General features: G+C 58.1%; 22 protein-coding genes. 13 read left to right on the top strand and 9 right to left on the bottom strand.

The genetic code is table 11. The features are described from left to right. The first annotated feature begins 828 nt into the window (after positions 1–828). Together N554_RS0105765 and N554_RS0105760 are read left to right on the top strand one after the other, a co-directional pair. The gene (locus tag N554_RS0105765) at positions 829–1,674 is read left to right on the top strand and encodes a division plane positioning ATPase MipZ (protein WP_051677336.1); all 846 of its coding nucleotides are present in this window, start codon (positions 829–831) and stop codon (positions 1,672–1,674) included. A 373-nt stretch (positions 1,675–2,047) separates the two neighbouring features. Continuing rightward, positions 2,048–2,395, top strand: a complete 348-nt coding sequence (locus N554_RS0105760) for a phasin (protein WP_029582616.1) — start codon at positions 2,048–2,050, stop codon at positions 2,393–2,395. 196 nt (positions 2,396–2,591) lie between these two features. Here N554_RS0105760 and N554_RS0105755 read toward each other — a convergent pair whose 3' ends face one another. The 4 genes from N554_RS0105755 to N554_RS37185 form a co-directional block, all read right to left on the bottom strand. Next, the gene (locus N554_RS0105755) at positions 2,592–3,416 is read right to left on the bottom strand and encodes a 2-keto-4-pentenoate hydratase (RefSeq protein WP_029582615.1); all 825 of its coding nucleotides are present in this window, start codon (positions 3,414–3,416) and stop codon (positions 2,592–2,594) included. Between the two features lie 127 nt (positions 3,417–3,543). Beyond that, entirely contained in the window at positions 3,544–4,341 is a 798-nt protein-coding gene (locus N554_RS0105750) for a class I SAM-dependent methyltransferase (protein ID WP_029582614.1), read from the bottom strand. Positions 4,342–4,627: 286 nt separating this feature from the next. Further along, positions 4,628–4,888: a hypothetical protein gene (locus N554_RS0105745; protein WP_029582613.1), complete on the bottom strand. Its 261-nt coding sequence runs from the start codon at positions 4,886–4,888 to the stop codon at positions 4,628–4,630. Between the two features lie 327 nt (positions 4,889–5,215). Beyond that, the gene (locus N554_RS37185; protein WP_051677335.1) at positions 5,216–5,605 is read right to left on the bottom strand and encodes a DUF1236 domain-containing protein; all 390 of its coding nucleotides are present in this window, start codon (positions 5,603–5,605) and stop codon (positions 5,216–5,218) included. Between the two features lie 400 nt (positions 5,606–6,005). On the opposite strand from N554_RS37185, the gene N554_RS0105735 reads away from it, so the two are divergent. From N554_RS0105735 to N554_RS0105725, 3 genes are all read left to right on the top strand, one after another. After that, positions 6,006–6,329 carry a hypothetical protein gene (locus tag N554_RS0105735; protein ID WP_029582612.1) on the top strand — a complete coding sequence of 108 codons (324 nt, stop codon included), beginning with the start codon at positions 6,006–6,008 and terminating at the stop codon, positions 6,327–6,329. Positions 6,330–6,550: 221 nt separating this feature from the next. Further along, a complete protein-coding gene (locus N554_RS0105730) occupies positions 6,551–6,745 on the top strand; it encodes a hypothetical protein (protein WP_029582611.1) in 195 nt (64 codons plus the stop codon). Between the two features lie 41 nt (positions 6,746–6,786). Then, positions 6,787–7,008, top strand: a complete 222-nt coding sequence (locus tag N554_RS0105725; RefSeq protein WP_029582610.1) for a hypothetical protein — start codon at positions 6,787–6,789, stop codon at positions 7,006–7,008. 235 nt (positions 7,009–7,243) lie between these two features. On the opposite strand, the gene N554_RS0105720 is transcribed toward N554_RS0105725, so the two are convergent. Further along, the gene (locus tag N554_RS0105720; protein ID WP_029582609.1) at positions 7,244–7,504 is read right to left on the bottom strand and encodes a hypothetical protein; all 261 of its coding nucleotides are present in this window, start codon (positions 7,502–7,504) and stop codon (positions 7,244–7,246) included. 314 nt (positions 7,505–7,818) lie between these two features. Between N554_RS0105720 and rocF the strand changes: the two genes are divergently transcribed. The 4 genes from rocF (at position 7,819) to N554_RS0105695 (ending at position 11,571) form a co-directional block, all read left to right on the top strand. Beyond that, entirely contained in the window at positions 7,819–8,793 is a 975-nt protein-coding gene (gene rocF, locus N554_RS0105715) for an arginase (RefSeq protein ID WP_371259463.1), read from the top strand. Between the two features lie 487 nt (positions 8,794–9,280). After that, complete coding sequence (gene soxC, locus N554_RS0105705; protein WP_029582607.1) at positions 9,281–10,570, top strand: sulfite dehydrogenase; 1,290 nt, start codon at positions 9,281–9,283, stop codon at positions 10,568–10,570. After that, entirely contained in the window at positions 10,557–11,123 is a 567-nt protein-coding gene (locus tag N554_RS0105700) for a c-type cytochrome (RefSeq protein WP_029582606.1), read from the top strand. The genes soxC and N554_RS0105700 overlap by 14 nt, the downstream gene beginning before the upstream one ends. A 160-nt stretch (positions 11,124–11,283) precedes the next feature. After that, complete coding sequence (locus N554_RS0105695; protein WP_051677354.1) at positions 11,284–11,571, top strand: hypothetical protein; 288 nt, start codon at positions 11,284–11,286, stop codon at positions 11,569–11,571. 44 nt (positions 11,572–11,615) lie between these two features. On the opposite strand, the gene N554_RS0105690 is transcribed toward N554_RS0105695, so the two are convergent. The 4 genes from N554_RS0105690 to N554_RS0105675 all read right to left on the bottom strand — a co-directional run bounded on the left by N554_RS0105690 (position 11,616) and on the right by N554_RS0105675 (position 13,957). Further along, positions 11,616–11,855, bottom strand: coding sequence for a hypothetical protein (locus tag N554_RS0105690; protein ID WP_371259457.1), 240 nt, complete (start codon positions 11,853–11,855; stop codon positions 11,616–11,618). 275 nt (positions 11,856–12,130) lie between these two features. Further along, entirely contained in the window at positions 12,131–13,345 is a 1,215-nt protein-coding gene (locus N554_RS0105685) for a mandelate racemase/muconate lactonizing enzyme family protein (RefSeq protein ID WP_029582603.1), read from the bottom strand. Next, a complete protein-coding gene (locus N554_RS0105680; RefSeq protein ID WP_029582602.1) occupies positions 13,342–13,548 on the bottom strand; it encodes a hypothetical protein in 207 nt (68 codons plus the stop codon). Before N554_RS0105680 ends, N554_RS0105685 begins: the two co-directional genes overlap by 4 nt. A gap of 196 nt (positions 13,549–13,744) precedes the next feature. Next, positions 13,745–13,957, bottom strand: a complete 213-nt coding sequence (locus N554_RS0105675; protein WP_029582601.1) for a hypothetical protein — start codon at positions 13,955–13,957, stop codon at positions 13,745–13,747. Between the two features lie 1,202 nt (positions 13,958–15,159). Between N554_RS0105675 and N554_RS0105670 the strand changes: the two genes are divergently transcribed. From N554_RS0105670 to N554_RS0105655, 4 genes are read left to right on the top strand one after another with little or no spacing between them, the layout of a single operon-like run. Then, a complete protein-coding gene (locus tag N554_RS0105670; RefSeq protein ID WP_029582600.1) occupies positions 15,160–15,408 on the top strand; it encodes a hypothetical protein in 249 nt (82 codons plus the stop codon). A gap of 13 nt (positions 15,409–15,421) precedes the next feature. Next, positions 15,422–15,616, top strand: a complete 195-nt coding sequence (locus tag N554_RS0105665) for a hypothetical protein (protein ID WP_371259462.1) — start codon at positions 15,422–15,424, stop codon at positions 15,614–15,616. A gap of 5 nt (positions 15,617–15,621) precedes the next feature. Then, complete coding sequence (locus N554_RS0105660; protein WP_029582598.1) at positions 15,622–15,915, top strand: hypothetical protein; 294 nt, start codon at positions 15,622–15,624, stop codon at positions 15,913–15,915. 55 nt (positions 15,916–15,970) lie between these two features. Beyond that, entirely contained in the window at positions 15,971–16,399 is a 429-nt protein-coding gene (locus tag N554_RS0105655; RefSeq protein WP_029582597.1) for a GNAT family N-acetyltransferase, read from the top strand. The last annotated feature ends 101 nt before the right edge of the window (positions 16,400–16,500 follow it).

Raw genomic sequence — 16,500 nt, 5'->3', positions numbered from 1 at the left:
AGCCGTTCGCTACGAACCAAGGTCGATCGCGATGCCAAAAGAAAACGATCTGGAAGGTGTGCAAGATCAAGGTGGCAAGCATGGGGGTCAGAAAGGCATGCCGAAGCCTGAACCAAGGCGTGGAACAAGACCAGAGACAAGGCCTGAGTCAGGTCGCGGCCATGCTCCGGATCAGGGCATCGTGCGCGATGAGCAGGGGCAGGAGCAGCCGCGAGATAAGGCTCGCGCTCAGCAAGTCAATCGAACGGATACCGTCCGGCGATAAGTGAAATCGCGCATTCCAACGATTGTTAGAGACGTGACGCTAGTCGGTCTCGTTGAAACTGAGGCCGAGTTTGCGTCCGAGTGCACGGACCGGCGGTGAACCTTCCCTGCCGGACTCGTCGACGACAACAATCGAAACCACGGGATTTACGCGAGGATCGTTTCGAAACCGCCGTCGGATGCGGCAGCTTGACCTTGATGGATGTTTGCGTTGCCAAGCCAGTTGTTCCTTGGCATACTTTCAACCTACTCGGGTTCGGCCCGGTCAGTTTAGGCGGACCATTCGCAGGATCAAAGTAGCGGCCGCCCGCGGGATCGCGCTGCAACTCGACGTATCTGCCCTTGAAATTCAGAAAGACATCACGCTTTGGCCAGGTGCTCAGCCGCGTAGCTCGAAACCGAGTTCGGGCTGCGACAGGGGGGTCATCACAAATGCTCAGCGATTCCGCCATATGCAGCGACTTTGTGTGCGGATTGAACAAGTTGCGGGAAAATCAAGAATCAGGGCTGATAGTCAGATCAATTCGAGTTTGGAATAGTCGGCCGAACCAGCCGCGAGGGTTCATGTCGTCCACCCGCGTTATCGTCGTAGCGAATGAAAAAGGTGGATCGGGCAAATCCACTGTCGCAATGCATATTGCGATTGCGTTGATCAAGTCAGGCCAACGTGTCGCCACCATCGATCTCGATGCGAGGCAAAAGAGCTTCACCCATTTTATCGAGAACCGACGCGCCTGGGCCAAGCAGGCTGCTCGCGAACTCGAAATTCCCGATCATTTTTGTTTCGGCAAAGTTCAGTATCCCACTGCCGAAGACGAGGCGGTCGGATGCAAGGCTCTGACTGATACCGTGGACACCCTGGCGCGCACATACGGGGTCATTGTAATTGATACCCCTGGTCACGACAGCTACTTGATGCGGTTGGCGCATTCATTGGCTGATACCTTGATTACACCGCTGAATGACAGTTTTGTCGATCTGGATGTGCTCGGTACTGTCGATCCGAAGACCTTCGAGATGACCGGGACCAGCCATTATTCCCAGATGGTGCAGGTGGCGCGCCGCCAGCGCCAACTCGATAAATTATCTATTGATTGGATTGTTTTGCGCAATCGACTTTCGACGATTAGTTCGCGCAACAAGCGTCTCGTGGGCGGCGGGCTGCAAGAGCTCTCCCGATGGCTTGATTTTCGCTGTGTCGAAGGATTGGCCGAGCGGGTGATTTTTCGAGAGCTTTATCCGCGTGGATTGACGGCCGTCGATGACATCGATGACATCACGCTTGGTACGCGGCCAACCATGTCGCATGTCACCGCGCGCCTGGAAATGCAAAACTTGCTCGGTACAATCTTGTTGGGCGAGCCGAGGTCAAGTCTAGTTACGACAGACCACCATCGCGCCATCGGCTAATTGTGAGAGCCGTGCGCTCAATTGCGAAGCCGCTCAGAGGCGCTTGAAAAGCATTGGGAGGTGGCGTTAGACGCGCCTGTCCTGTTTGCGGCGAATACCGCATTGAAAATCGAGGGTGCCTGGATATTTCTGCGTCCAAAGAACTGGGCCCGAAGATATCACTTCTAAACCAGATTTCCTGGACGCCATACCGTTTTTACCCTTTGCCGGATCCGGTCAGCTCGACGGCCCGGCGAAACAGCTTTAATCCTTCTTCCGCATCGAGCCTCTATTGTAATGGCTTCGAAAGGATAGTGGGCCTCGAGGCAAACACTGCAAAGACGCCATTCCTGAAATGTGGTAATCCTCAATCCAAAAGGGGAGGATGGCGACCATGATTGAACCGAAACTGGAAGTCCCGGCCGAATTGCGCGATTTGGCCGAAAAAACCATCGATCAGGCAGAAAAAGCATTCGGGATGTTTTTTGATGCTGCCAGCAAATCGATGACCTCCGTTCCCAGTCCGGGCGCGGAGATTTCCAAGCAGGCCCTATCGTTCACCGAGCAGAATATGAAGGCTGCGTTCGAGCATGCGCGAAGACTGGTTCATGCCACCGACCTTCAACAAGCCATGCAAATTCAATCGGAGTTTTTGAGGAGTCAGTTTACGAATGCAGGCGAACATATGCAGCGGATCACCGGCGGGGTGATGTCCGCGCCAAAGGACAAAGACAAATTTTGACGCGCGCGTTTCTGATGGTGGATAAGCGGGATGAATAATTCCCTGCCACAAAATGGTCTTGCATGGATTTGCACCGTGGATTTGAATTGAGCGCAGGTCCATTGACGCGCCGGGTGCTACAACTCGCCGTCTGTCATCCTTTCTGCTGGTCCCTGTCGGCTATCACCGGCAGGGATTTGCATGTCGGCCGCGAGTTTCAACTAAATCGGAGCCGGATCGCGTCAAGCGCTATTCCACTTGGCGCGGCGGTCCATACCTCGCCGGAAGCGACCGGCATCGCTTTCGTCAACGTGCCGGTGCTGACGATCTCGCCGGCCGCGAGCGGCGGGTTGATCGGGTCGGTCGCCAGCAAACCGACGAGATGACGCAGCGCCGAGAGCGGCCCGCCCAGCACGTTCGCGGCTCGTCCGCGGTCGACCAGCCGGCCGCCACATTTCAGGTCAATCTCGAAAGCGGATAGCGTCCGCTGCCATTCCGCCGCGCGCGGCCCGAACGGATGACGCGGCCCGATCAAGAGCGCTCCGTGCACCCCGTTGGCGGCGATGGTATCGGCTGCGGAGAATTTCCACTCCGGATAGATCGACTGCACGATTTCGAAGCCAAGCGCGACCCACGCAATGCACGACATCAAGGCCGTTTCGTCCATCTGCGCGGAAGGCGCAGCCTCCAGGCCAAACACGATCTCAGGCTCAATGCGCGGTTGGGAAAAGGGCTTGAGCGGCAGTGCCTCGACGGTGACAAGATCGTGCACGGTACGGTCGAAAACGTAGCCCCAGATCGGCGCGTAGACGCCATATTGCTCCCAAATCGTGCGGTTGGTGAAGCCGATCTTGCGTCCGAGCACTTTGGCGCCGCCGGCCTCGTACATTTGCCGGACTAGCGGCGTCACGCGATAGGCATCATCAACGCTCAACCCCCGAGGACGCGAGGAGAACGGCGGAATCTGCTTGGTGCCGACAAGCGAAGCAAATGCTTCAGCCGCGATCGCTTTGAGGGCTTCCGCGTTTTCGTCTTGATCCATCTGGGTAGCCCGCGGGGGCACGGCTCGTGCGCCTGCTCTGGATTCGTTGTGTTTGCGCCCCGAAATGGGGAAGGTCGAAATGAGCCGCAGTTGCTCCGCGGCAAAGGAGGGAAATCTAGTGAGAAGTCTAGTTGAGTGTGCGGAGCACGCGATCGCGATCGAGTCGACGGGCCATATAGAGGTGGGTTTCGTAGTCCGCGTCAAACGCGCCGCCGTGGCTGTCGATTGCTTTGGTAATCTCCTCAAGCAGTTCTTCGAGTTTCGCTGGCGCAAGCATCCGGTGATACGACCGTGTGCGCAAAAGCTTCACATAGCTCGATGCCGTGTGATGCCATTTCCACGGATAGCTCTCGTGCTCCACGGGTCCAAATAGCCCCGATGCGTCAAACCACCCCTTGAACGGACCGTTGGGCAGGTATCCGGCTTCGGGCGGGGGACCCCAGTGACTTGTGTGACGCAGGTATATTTGCTTGAATTGTTCAAGTAAGGGCGCGGGTAGTCCTACCGGAACATGTCCGAACACAGCCAGTGAGCCATCAGGCCAAAGCACCTCGGCGGCTTTCGCAAACCGCATTTCCGGGGCAACCCAGTGCCAGGACTGTGCAGCAATGACCAGCCGGAACGCCCCTCGCTCCGGGGGCCATCCCTCGAACGTGGTCTCGATCAACTTGACGTTGGCAAACTTCGCAAGGCTTTTGCGTGCGGCGCGAACCATCTCCGATCCGGGGTCGATTGCGAGGATCGAATAGCCACGCGCCGCGAAGCTTTTCGTTGCTTGACCGGTACCGCAGCCGACTTCGAGAATCGCGTCATTCGGCTTCAGGCCGGCATATGAGACGACATCGTCGATCAGAGTTTCGGGATAGTTGGGACGCGCGGCTTTGGAGACGCTCGCGGCCTGATTGAATGGAAATCGCTGTTCCATAAATTGCGCCTGGGAGGCGAGTAGCGAAATGCCCCCCAGTAGATCCAGTTTTCGTGCCCTGCACAACCCACATTTCGCGACCTATAAGGCCAAACCGCTCACCGCCGTTAGCCCTACTGTCTAAGGCGCGTCTACGTTCCCCCCTGAGTTCTTGCGTTACAGAACAAATTTCGCTTTGACCTGCCTCAAGCGTGAACAAGCTTTCGTTTGTCGCTGGCTACCTCGTGTCCCAGGTGTCAGCAGGCGAGGGCCTAAAGACTCCGTCTGCTAACGCGCGCTCAGGCGGCTAACGCTTTCCCTGCGATACAGCCTGGAGCAGGGCGCGCGTGAAGTAATCTCTCGCCACCGCGTCCAGCGCAGTGGAGATTATTTCGTCGGATTCCAGCACGCGACCACGTTTCTCGGCTTCAAGCCGTTCGGCTTCCTGAATATACTCGATTGCAAGTTCACGCAGACGGCGGAACTCAGCATCGTCGGGGGCTGGATAAACTGTCGCCAACAAATCCCTGGCGCGCGCGCGAGCGCGATCGCTTCTCATGCCGGTCATGAGCGTCTCCTCAGATCGTCTGCATCCTTCAGTGAAGGAGAGTGCTGCGCAACCGCGTTGGCCGAACCTCGGTAAGCAACCAAAATGGCTGAACAAGACACTATTGGGGCTAACCGTTTGGGCTATGTCGCGTTCCGGACAAAGGGCTCTATTTTTGAAATTTCGCGGGTTCCCATTTGGACCGCCACGTCTGGCGAAGAGCCCAACCGAGATAGCCTGATAACAGAACCCCGACAGCAGAGTCCGGGTTCAATCGCGTGGCGTCCCCTCCGACGGTTCGGTGATGACGGCGTGATCTAGAAGAAAGGCGGCCCCGACGGCCTCTCGTCACCAATCGACCTCGTCGATGATCGTCCGCTCGTGCGGCGCGACTACATAGGTTCTATTGTCGCGCTCGAGATAGCGATACTCGCGCAGGCCCGGGGGCTCCCGATAGACATCGTCAGGGAAGAATCGAATCTCCACGGAATCGGGCAAGCGATCTCCGATGCGGACTCGCGTGGACGCAGTGCTGCTGGCGGTGGTGGTACGCTGTTCGGTCCGAGGCTGTTCTGTTCGAGAAGAACGAGCATACGAATGACCTCTGTCGAAGAAGGGATTGGTTTTTTGCGACCTGGAGGCGCTTGTGCTCGATTGCGGTGCGGGAGCAGCCGCAGTCGAGCGGCCCGTGCGCGGCAGCACGTCGACAATTGGATAGCTCGACAGTTCGACGATCACGATGTTGTCGCGGACGACGAAGAAGATACACCTCGATACTGTGGCATGGCCTCAACCACATCATCTTGGAAGCGGTTGGGAACGCACGTCCCTCGAAACCACCGCGCCGACCGACAATGAGAAGTTCACATTGTTTACCGGCGCAGCATTCAGCCTTGAAGTCGATTTACTGATGCGGGTGCGCTGGCGCTCATTGAGATTTGGCCGGGATGTTGACGTTAGACGGACGTGACTCCGCAATTGGCCGAGGCAGGGGCTGTTCCAGTAGAGCGCCGCCGTCGATCTGCTGATGCCGGTAGGTTCCCTAAAAGGCACCTCTCATCTCCAAATTCCTGGGGAACGAAAGCGAGCAGCAAGGCTTGAACTAGAGGGCAGATTTTAGTCGACCGAGGAGGAATCCATGAGAAAGCTTGCAACCACGCTGCTAGCGGGCACCGGCGCGCTGTTTGTCGGCAGCGCGAGTGCGACCGACATCTATACGAGCAGCGAATACAGGAATCAGGATCTTGTGCAGCAAGTTCGGACGGTCTGTGACGAGGACGGACGATGCTATCGCACCCGTGGCGGCCGCCGCGTGATCGTCGAGGATTCCTACAATTATGCACCGCGCGAGCGATACATCGAACGCCGGACCTATCGTGACTGGGATGACGGTCCGCGTCCCGGCGTCGGCTTCCAGGCCCCCGGCGTGAGCGTTGGTGTGGGCGTCGGCGATCGTTGGTAAATCGACAGATCCAGCATTAGAAACACAGAAAGCATAAGGCCCGCTGAAATGTTCGGCGGGCCTTATTGCTGCGATCGGCTGAGACTAGCGCGTGAATCGTTTCAGCGTTCTGCCCCGGCCTGCACTGTTGCACCGGAGACGCCAAATTTTTTCCGTCCTTTGGTTCCCAGAGTCGAGGACCGAACAGACAGCTCAGCCGCAACTGACTTATTTCTTGGGCTATGTCTCAAGACAAAAAAGACCCGCTTCCCAAGCTCGATCTGGAAGCCGAAGCATTAGCAGCGCTGGAGCAGGCGCGCACAATGCCGCCCGGCGCCGGGCGAAACGAGGCAATGAAACGAGCTGGCATTCTGCGCAACGCCGCCGACTTGCAGGGAATATTTTTTGCCAAGCGCGGAAGACCTGCCAAAACCTAAGGCTTGGGGAGGCCTGCTGCGGTCCGATAGAGGAGACGATCATGATTGCGGAAAGCTTTGGTTCTAGGACGTTAGCCAATATGGAAGTCGCTCTTGAACGGGCGTGCAAAGGCCTTTCGATGGGGGCTGAGGAACACAGGGTTCGGCGGCACATCGCCAGCAAGATTATCGAATGTGCGGAAGCTGGCGATACCACGCTTGGCGGCCTGACCGCGGCCGGACGTGTCGCAGTGATCGAACTCTGCGCGACGCATGGTGTTTGACGGGAGTTGTCACTCGCGGGAGAATATGGAGGAGGGTCGGTAAGGCCGTCTCGTCGTCGAGGCGGCCTTATCGTATGCAGTATCGTATGCAGTCAATGTCATCCGCGATGCCGGCCCCGCCACATCCGTAGTGATGGCAGACTACGCTCAAGAAAAGGAAATCTTTCTGGCGATAGCACCGAAATCCTGGATGGGTCGTGGCCGATCGTTTGCCGGAGTCAGAAAACCTCCTGTCTTAGTGCCGGCGTGCCACCGCCACGCCGAACAGGAAGGCGACAAACAGGCTCGCGAGCGGTGCTTCCCGGGTAATGGCGCTGATGGTCGAGAGCGGCTTTCCGGGCTCCCGCGCGGTTGCGATGGCGCGGCTTAGCCGATCGACCGCCGCTTGCAGCCCCGCGGACAGTTCTGTGATCGTGCGCGACACATCGGTTGCGGTATCGATGGCCCGTGCCGCCACATCGGGCGGGGATGTCGGTTGGAGTGGTTCGCTATTCACGATTCCATGCCCTCGCAGCGCTACCCTGACGAAATAAGGCCGCCACCTTTGGCTATCCGCGCGAGCGCTCGTTCTGAACAGCGGGTCACAAGACCTTTGGCTATCCGCGACAGGCGCCGTAGTGAACGGCGGGTGGCGGCCCAGTATGTAAAATGCGGGGCTGAGAATTTCGTTCCACGACGTTGATGCATTGGTGCCCAAAATACCGGGAAACCGAAGAATGATGGCTTGACCCGCGAGGCGAAGACGTCGCTCTGTTTTTTCCCGGACCTTCACCGCAGATAAATTGATCGCCATAAGAGGATTTCGCTGTGATCGACGCCTCCAAATCGGATCTGACGAAAAGGATTGCGGTGCTTGGTGCCCCCACCGATATCGGAGCGCCACAGCGCGGAACCGTGATGGGTCCCGCGGCTCTGAGAACGGCCGGTCTTTTGACCTTGCTCGAGGCGCTGGGCTTCGCAGTGGAAGATCACGGCGACCTGTCAATCGCCGATGTCGCCGAACTGACTGACGTCCCGCCCGACAATGCCAAGCATTACAGACAAATCCAGCGCTGGACCCGGGCATTGAGTACGCACGCGTATGAGCTGGCGCGATCCGGTGCCATCCCGATCTTTCTTGGCGGAGATCACACCATCTCCATGGGTGCGGTGAACGGGATCGCCCGCCATTGGCACGAAAACGGCCGTGAGCTTTTCATCGTATGGCTGGATGCGCACGCCGATTACAACACGCCATCGACGACACTGTCCGGCAACATGCACGGAATGTCGGCGGCATTCTTGTGCGGGGAGCCTGGCCTGGAATGCCTCTTGGGCGAACAGCCGCGCTCGCCGATCGAGCCGGATCGACTGGAACTGTTCGGGGTGCGTTCAATAGACAAACTGGAAAAAGAACTGGTGCGGAGCCGTCGCATCAGTGTTGCCGACATGCGCCAGATCGATGAGTTCGGGGTAGGCGTCCTGATCCGCCGCGTCATCGACAAGGTGAAAGCCCGCAACGGCGTGCTGCATGTGAGCTTCGACGTTGATTTTCTCGATCCCAGCCTGGCGCCGGGCGTCGGCACTACGGTGCCCGGCGGCGCGACCTATCGAGAGGCGCATCTGGTGATGGAGATGCTGCACGATTCCGCCCTGGTTCGATCAGTCGATATTGTCGAACTCAACCCATTCCTCGATGAGCGGGGCCGTACCGCGCGCACTGCTGTGGAATTGATTGGGAGCCTCTTTGGCCAGCAAATAACGGACAGGCCGACGCCGACCAATGCGATTGAGCCGGACGTCTAAAACGGCGATATGAAAATTACGCGACGCTTGGTAAGGCAAGCTTTATACCGTGATCTCCGAAGTAGCGCTCGAGTGCACTTTGATGCGCCGGCGCCGTCGGAAAGCGCCACGTAGCGGTCTGGTCTGAGCAGATAAAGGGCATCGCGCGCTAGCCAGCTTTCTCGTACTCGCCCCGCCAGGCGAAGGTGTCAAGTTGTGGGTTTTGGCAGCGCACCACGCAGTGAGTTCGGCCCTGGCTGCGCCATAAACATGAACTTGCCAATCCACTGTGACGCGCTTCTCGAAAGCGAAGAGATCAAGGCGCGCTACACCAAACTCTTCAAGGTATGATGATAGTAGCGACGGAGCCGGAAAAGGGTGTTGTCGGGAGAAAGGAAATAGTCTCGACCGAGTGAAATTGGGACTTTTGAGATGCCGCCTTTTTGAAATGTTTGGGAGGCTTCATGGCGCTATCCTATAGCCGGCGCAATCGAACGAAGGATGTACGATGACCGAGCCGACCGACGTCGACGATGATCCTAGCGTAACATCGCGCCGGCGTTTTCTCCGCGAGGGTGGCGCATTGATGGGTGGGGCGGTCATGGCGGGCGGTCTCGCCGGTGGTGACGCGCTGGCGGCTACGGAAAATGCCGACAACCTGCCGCCCAACGTTCCCGAATGGATGAAGACGCCGGGCGATCCGATGGGAAGCCAGCTTTATGGAACGCCCTCGCCATTTGAGAAGGGCGTTATCAAAAATATCCCGAAAGATTTGCAGCAATATCTATCGGCGTCCGGACGAACGCCGTTGCAGGATCTAGACGGCATCATCACGCCGAACGGACTGTTCTACGAGCGCCATCACAGCGGAGTCCCCACGATCGATCCGGCACAGCACAGGCTGATGCTCCATGGTCTCGTCGACAAGCCTCTGATCTTCACCATGGATGACATCCGGCGCTTCCCGTCGGAATCGCACGTCTATTTCCTCGAATGCTCGGGCAATCCCACCTATAAAAAGCCCTATGGCAAGACGGCGTCCGATCTCGTCGGTCTCTTGAGCTGTGCCGAATGGACTGGGGTCAGCCTCAAGCTCGTTTTGCAGGAAGCAGGATTGCAGCCGGGCGCGAAATGGGTCGTCGCGGAAGGTGCCGATGCGGCGGCGATGACGCGCAGCATCCCAATCGAAAAATGTCTTGATGATGCGATGCTGGCATACAGCCAGAACGGCGAGCGATTGCGTCCCCAGCAAGGCTATCCGCTGCGGCTGTTGCTGCCCGGTTTCGAAGGCAACATGAACGTGAAATGGCTGCGCCGTCTGCACGTCACTGCGGAGCCGACTTACTCACGCGAGGAGACCTCGAAATATACCGACCTGATGCCGAACGGTTCGGCGCGCGAATTTACGTTTTACATGGAAGCGAAATCCATTATCACGCGACCCTCGGGCGGCCAGCGGCTTAACGAACCCGGCTTTCATGAGATCAGCGGCATCGCCTGGAGCGGCCACGGCAAGGTCAGGCGTGTCGATGTCTCGGTCGATGACGGCAAGAGTTGGCAGGAAGCGCAGCTGCAAGAACCGGTGCTGACGCGGGCGCTGACCCGCTTCAGGCTTCCCTGGCATTGGGACGGCCAGCCTGCGGTGATTCAAAGCCGCGCGACGGATGAAACCGGCTACGTACAGCCGACATTGGCCGAACTCCTCGCCGTGCGCGGCGATAATTATTTTTACCACAACAACGCCATCTGGCCTTGGCGCATCGCCAAAGACGGCGAGGTGACCAATGCCAACGCGTGAGCTTTACATCCCTGCGGTCGCGTTGCTGGCGCTGGCGTGCGCTACAGCCGCGCAAGCGCAAAGTGCTTACGGTATCGGACGCGTCGCGACGCCGGCTGAGATCGCGGGCTGGAACATCGATATCGATCGCGACGGCAACAACCTTCCGCCGGGAAGCGGCAGCGTCAGTCACGGGCGCCAGGTGTTCGATCAGCAATGTGCGTCCTGTCACGGCCCAAAGGGCGAAGGCGGGCTCGGCGACAAGTTGGTCGGCGGGCAGGGAACGCTGGCAACGCCGAAACCGGTCAGGACCGTCGGCAGCTATTGGCCGTACGCTCCGACCTTGTTTGATTATATCCGCCGCGCTATGCCGCAAAACGCGCCGCAATCGCTGAGCAATGACGATGTGTATGCGGTCTCCGCCTACATTCTCAATTTGAATGGGCTGCTGTCGGCAGAAACCACGCTCGATGCAAAGACGCTGAGCGCGATCAAGATGCCGAACCGAAGCATGTTCGTCGGCGATCCGCGTCCCGACGTTAAGAACCCCGCATGCATGACGGGCTGTCAATGAACCGATAAAACACACCCGCCGAGTCTGGTAACAGCGGGCGCTCACGTGGAACTCCAAGTCCGCCAATAAAGCCCGTCGGAACAGCGTCTGCCCACAGGAACCTTTGCCGCTGCCGGCGATTTATTTCGCAAGGGCAATCGTCAGGTCAGGCGCACTCATGATGGAAGATGATTCAAACGAAAAGGATCGCAAGAAGCGAGTGCTTAACCGTCCTGTTGCGGTCGCGCTAGCGGTTGCGATTCTCGGCGTGCTGGCAATGCTGATCGTTGATCATGGCGCGTGGAATCGCCCTCAGGTCCAAACCGCCGAAGTCGCCACCTACAAGACCACAGGGGAAGCCGCGCGAGCAGTCGGGGCGAGGGTGTCCCCGACCGAGCCCAAGCCAGCCATTGAGCCTGAACCGCCTGGGCCGAAGCCGATCCATCCGGCAAACACCGCTCCGCCCTAAAGTTTCAGTTGCGCGGAAGTCGAACGACGCTCGGCGCGACCGCTTCAGCGCACGCTGACGAACGCGCCCCATATAGCGGCAAGCGCGGCGCCGGCCAAAACGTAGATTGGGCTGTCGCAAAACGTACCGCCGTATCGGCACATCTGGACACCCAAGCTCCCGATTTCATTGTGACCGGCGGCATAAAACAAGCCTGACAGCACAGCCAGCACTGCGGCAGCGAAATACATCATACCCTCCAAAGTGAGCTCGGTCAGGCGGCTCATTCCGGTACGAATTGCCACGTCCGCCAAACCTGTATCTTTGCACCAGGGTGTTTAAAGGGGTGCGCCCTCATCGAGGTCTTGAGAAAGCCGCTCGATCTTCCGCAACGATTGTAAAAAATGTCTTTATTTCGGCTTGCGGCCTGAGACCCCCGAGACAAGTCCGGCTCCCTACTGTCGTCGGTTCGCCAACTGTGCTTCGAACCGTGTGCACGATGCCCCGTGGTCAAGAGCGCGAGTAGCTCCAATCGGAGCACCGAAATGCTCGGGCCGGGATCTCTCTACTTCCTCGCCATTTAAGGTTGCCGACCGTAATTCAACAGCCCAGCGTTGCCCTTCGGTGGGTGAGCGCGAAGCGCCTCTTCGTTGGGTTCGGTGCCCCAGCCGGGCCGATCCGGGATCGCCAGGTGGCCGTCTTCGATATCGGGCACATGGGTGAAGAGTTCGTGATCCCATGCCAGCCGATCGATATCGATCTCCATGATCCGCAAATTCGGCACCGCTGCACAGAAGTGGGCGTTCATCATGGTGCAGAGGTGGCCGTAGAAATTGTGCGGCGCGACGTTGACCTCATAGGCTTCGGCAGCAGCGGCAATCTTCATTGATTGCCAGACGCCATTCCATGGCGTGTCGATGATCGCGACGTCCATCGCCTGTTCACGTAAATAGGGCAGAAATTCGCGCAAGCCCAACAGCGTCTCGCATGACGATACCGGGTGCGGACTTTGGCGCCTGATATAGCCGAGCGCTTCGGGATTGAAGCTGTCGATCTCGATCCAGAACATGTCAAGATCGGAAATGGCGCGCAGGATCTTGAGATACCCTTCGGTCTTTGCGTTGAAGTTAAGATCGAGCAGGATGTCGACATCAGGCCCGGCGCCATCGCGGATTACCTCGAGATGGGTGCGCAGATCGCGCAGTACCTTGCGGTCGACGTTGATCTCAGGGGCGAAGGGCACGCCGAATCCGGGCCGCCAGCCTCGAGGCTTGCCTGCATCGTAGGTGAAGATGTTGGTCTTCAGCGCGGTGAATTTCTTGGTCCGGACTTCACGTCCGATCGCCTTTACGCCGTCGAGATCGGTGATCGGCGGCTTATACCAGTCAGGATGGTTGATGCGCCAGGTCGCACAATGCGACCAGTAGACGCGAATGCGGTCGCGGATTTTGCCTCCGAGCAATTCGTAACAGGGCACACCGAGCAGCTTGGCCTTGGCGTCGAGCAGGGCGTTTTCGATCGCGCCAAGCGCTTGCGCAACGACACCGCCGGTTGCCGGCCGGGTGGCGGCGAAAAGCTCCGCATAGACGCGCTCGTGCTGAAAGGCATTCTGCCCCACCACCCGCGTCGAAAGACGTTGGATCGCGGCACCTACGCCGGGAGAGCCGAAGCCTTCGTCAAATTCGCTCCAGCCAACGACGCCGTCTTCCGTGGTGATCTTGACGAAGTGGTAGTTTCTCCAACCGGCGTCGCAAGCAAGAATTTCGACGCTCCGTACTTTCGATAACTTCGTCATGGGCGCTTCCTTATTTTTTTAGCGAAGGCAAAGAGGATCGGATCGCCTTCTTCTTGCGAACCATTGTGGCGGGTATTTTCGGAATTGGCCACAGCCTCAAAAAACAGTAATTGGTTTCGCGAAAGCCGGCCGTCGAGGTCGATCGCGGGTGCGCCGCTGAAGCCATCGACCGCGCAACGGACGCGCCGGCTCATTTTCGCCATGTTGATGTCGGCGTCGATGTCGGCAGGCAGGGGAATGCGGCCACGATTGTTCTGTGTTCGTCCTAAAAATGCGACGAGGCGGGGTGACTTCTCACCCCGCGCCGGTGCAACGGCCAGCGAGTAACACCTTAAAGCCAGCGGTGACGCAGCCCAGCGTCGACCGTTTGCGGCGGTCCTTGATCCATTGCTCGCCGAACTATTGCTTCGCTTTGGAATAGACCAGCGACTGATCCTCAAAGTCCTCGATCGGAAGCTTGTTGACGTCGGAGGTGGTGTGCAATTCCTGGGACGAAATCATGCCTGCGGATCCGACAGCCCGGTGGGCCTCGGTTGTGTGTGATTGCAGCATGGTGGTCGCGGCGGCGAGCAGGGCGACCGCAGCGAAGGCAGAAATCATCAGAAGCTTCATGGGAATCGCCGGGTTCGACGTCGCAAAAAAGCTTGCACCATTCGATTAGCCCGAACCGCGACGCGGCAATGTGAACTACCTCACATCTCGCCCTTATATGTTTCCGATGCGGATCGCTTCCCTTTGGAGTGTCTTGTTGATGACCGGCCATAGGAGCAACGTGAAACATCATTGTATGGAAGTAGGAGCTTACTCGGCTGACGGCGGCTATGTGAACTTCGATGGACGACGGGGACGACAGCAGGCTCAAGGCCATCTACGGCGACAACTATGATCGCCTTTCGCCTTGAGGGGAAAATACGACCCGACGAACTTCTTCCGCGTCAACCAGACATCAGGCCGCTGCACTCATAGACCATCACGCTGCTTCACGGTTCAAGCGTGCTTAAAACGGCTTTCTTAGAGCGTTCTTTCGATTCCATGAAACGAAAGAGCGCTCGAGCGTGCCGCCCGCCACGTAGCGTTGTTATCAGCACGTTTTTTTAGTCTTTCAAGAGCGTCACCAAAACGATTTGACACGTCGGGCAAATCACCGGCATATATTCAACATCACAAAAGCAAGCCCGCGCCGGGAAATCGGTGGCGGGCTTTTTTATCGGATGCCTACATCAGCGCAGGGAGCCCTGCATGCTGCGGTGCTTCTCGTCATTGCGAGGCGTTGCTCTTCGGGCTCTCAAAAAAATGTCTTGTCGGGCTCTCAAAAATGTCTTGCGCCGTCGGGCAAATCACTGGCATATGTTCACCATCGCAAGAATTATAGAGCCCGCGCCGAAAAATCGGTCGCGGGCTTTTTCAATCCGACTTCTTGAATCGGACGGCAGCCGCAATACGCGACGCCACATCCTCCCGATGTACTTCTGCACAGCGTTGCAGACGAGCTGCCGTCCGAACCTTTATGTCTGCATGATCTCGATATCTGCATGATCTCGGGGCAGGCGCCTCTCGTTTGTCCCGAGGGAAGGCTGCTCCAAACTTTGCGCTAACGCGGTCCTTGTCCGGATCATCCTCGATTGGCCGGCACGCGCGAACGTGCACGGCACGCGGCGTGGCGTAGGTCCACGTCCGCACGCGGCCCCGCATCGCGGGATAGGGTTCGCGCCTGAAATGATCGCATGATGAGCGATCATGCCGCACATTTCACAACGTCATTGCGAGCCGTCGGATCGCAATGAGGATCTCAAATCAAAAGATGCAAATCCCCTATGCCAAAGACGCTCACCGAAATCCGCTCGCTGGCGCGCAGTCACACCAGGACCGCGCTCAATGTCCTTGTCCGCATCATGCGCTCGAAGGATGCGACGGCGGCGGCGCGGGTGTCCGCCGCCAACGCCATTCTGGACCGCGGCTGGGGCAAGGCACCGCAGGCCATCCAGAACGGCGACGACGGCGCCCTTGAACTGATCCACCGAATCGAGCGCGTCATTGTCCACCCTGAGAATTCCGACAGCTAAGATCTTCGAGCCGCTGCTCAATCCATCGCGCTACAAGGGCGCCTATGGCGGGCGCGGCTCCGGCAAGCTTTTGGTATGGGACAAGGTTTTGGGTCTTGGAACGACTGACCCGCTGGCGGGATTCGCATCCGTTACATCTAACCTCGTCGTGTCGTTTTATTTCGCCAAGCGCGGATTTGAAAACGTTGCGCGGATCATCAAGCGGTGAACGAAATGCGCGACGAGGATATCAGGGTGGTTGTCGCCGAGACGCTGGCCGAACAGCAAAGGCTTCATCAGAACGATCTCGACGCCGTTGTTCTGCGAACGATCGCGAGCATCCTGACCTCATTCGGAATTGAGGAGGCGGATCGTAAGGAACTGCGCGCGGATTTTCAACATTTGAGGCGCTGGCGCAAGAGCGTCGAGCAGGCGCAGAGCTACACATTTAAGGCGGTGATCACAGTAATCATCACCGGCGTTGTCGGCGCGGTCTGGCTCGGCGTCAAGGTTATGCTCGGAAAATGATTTGGTACGGATGAAAAATCAATGCAATTGCGAGACGGATTTAGGGGTCTGGCCGATGTACAGAATACGCGAAGTCGATGGCCATGATGAGGAAATCGCGGATACGCTCGCTGACCTGCACCGCCTGACATTTTTTGACGGCGCTTCCATTCCGCAATTCGATTGGGGATCCTGGTGGCTTGCGTATCACAGGGCTATACCGGTCGCCTTTGCCGGAGTTGTTCCGTCAACGCACGCATACAATGCGGGATATTTCTGCCGAGTTGGCGTGTTGAAAAAGCACTGCGGGAACCAGCTCCAATTGCGTCTAATGCGCGCGCTGGGCTCGCGGGCGCGCCACAATGGATGGAGCTGCATTGTTTCGGATACCACCGACAATGTCGCCTCCGCCAACAACTTTATTCGGGCGGGCTACCGGCTGTACCAGCCGCAATGTCCATGGGCTTGGCCAAACACGCTGTATTGGCGCAAATCCATCAAGTGACATAGCCGCTTTCCGCCATTTAGAGACTCCCAAACTCGCCCGGTGGCCTGATGGCCATCGGGCTTTTTTTGTTGCTTGCGTCAGGCTTTCATGTGGTCTGA

It is taken from the genome of Bradyrhizobium sp. URHD0069, from assembly GCF_000701345.1.
In the GTDB taxonomy this organism is placed as follows: Bacteria; Pseudomonadota; Alphaproteobacteria; order Rhizobiales; family Xanthobacteraceae; genus Bradyrhizobium.
The sequence above is the reverse complement of the archived record's forward strand: the minus strand, read 5'-3'. Positions and strand labels throughout refer to the sequence as shown.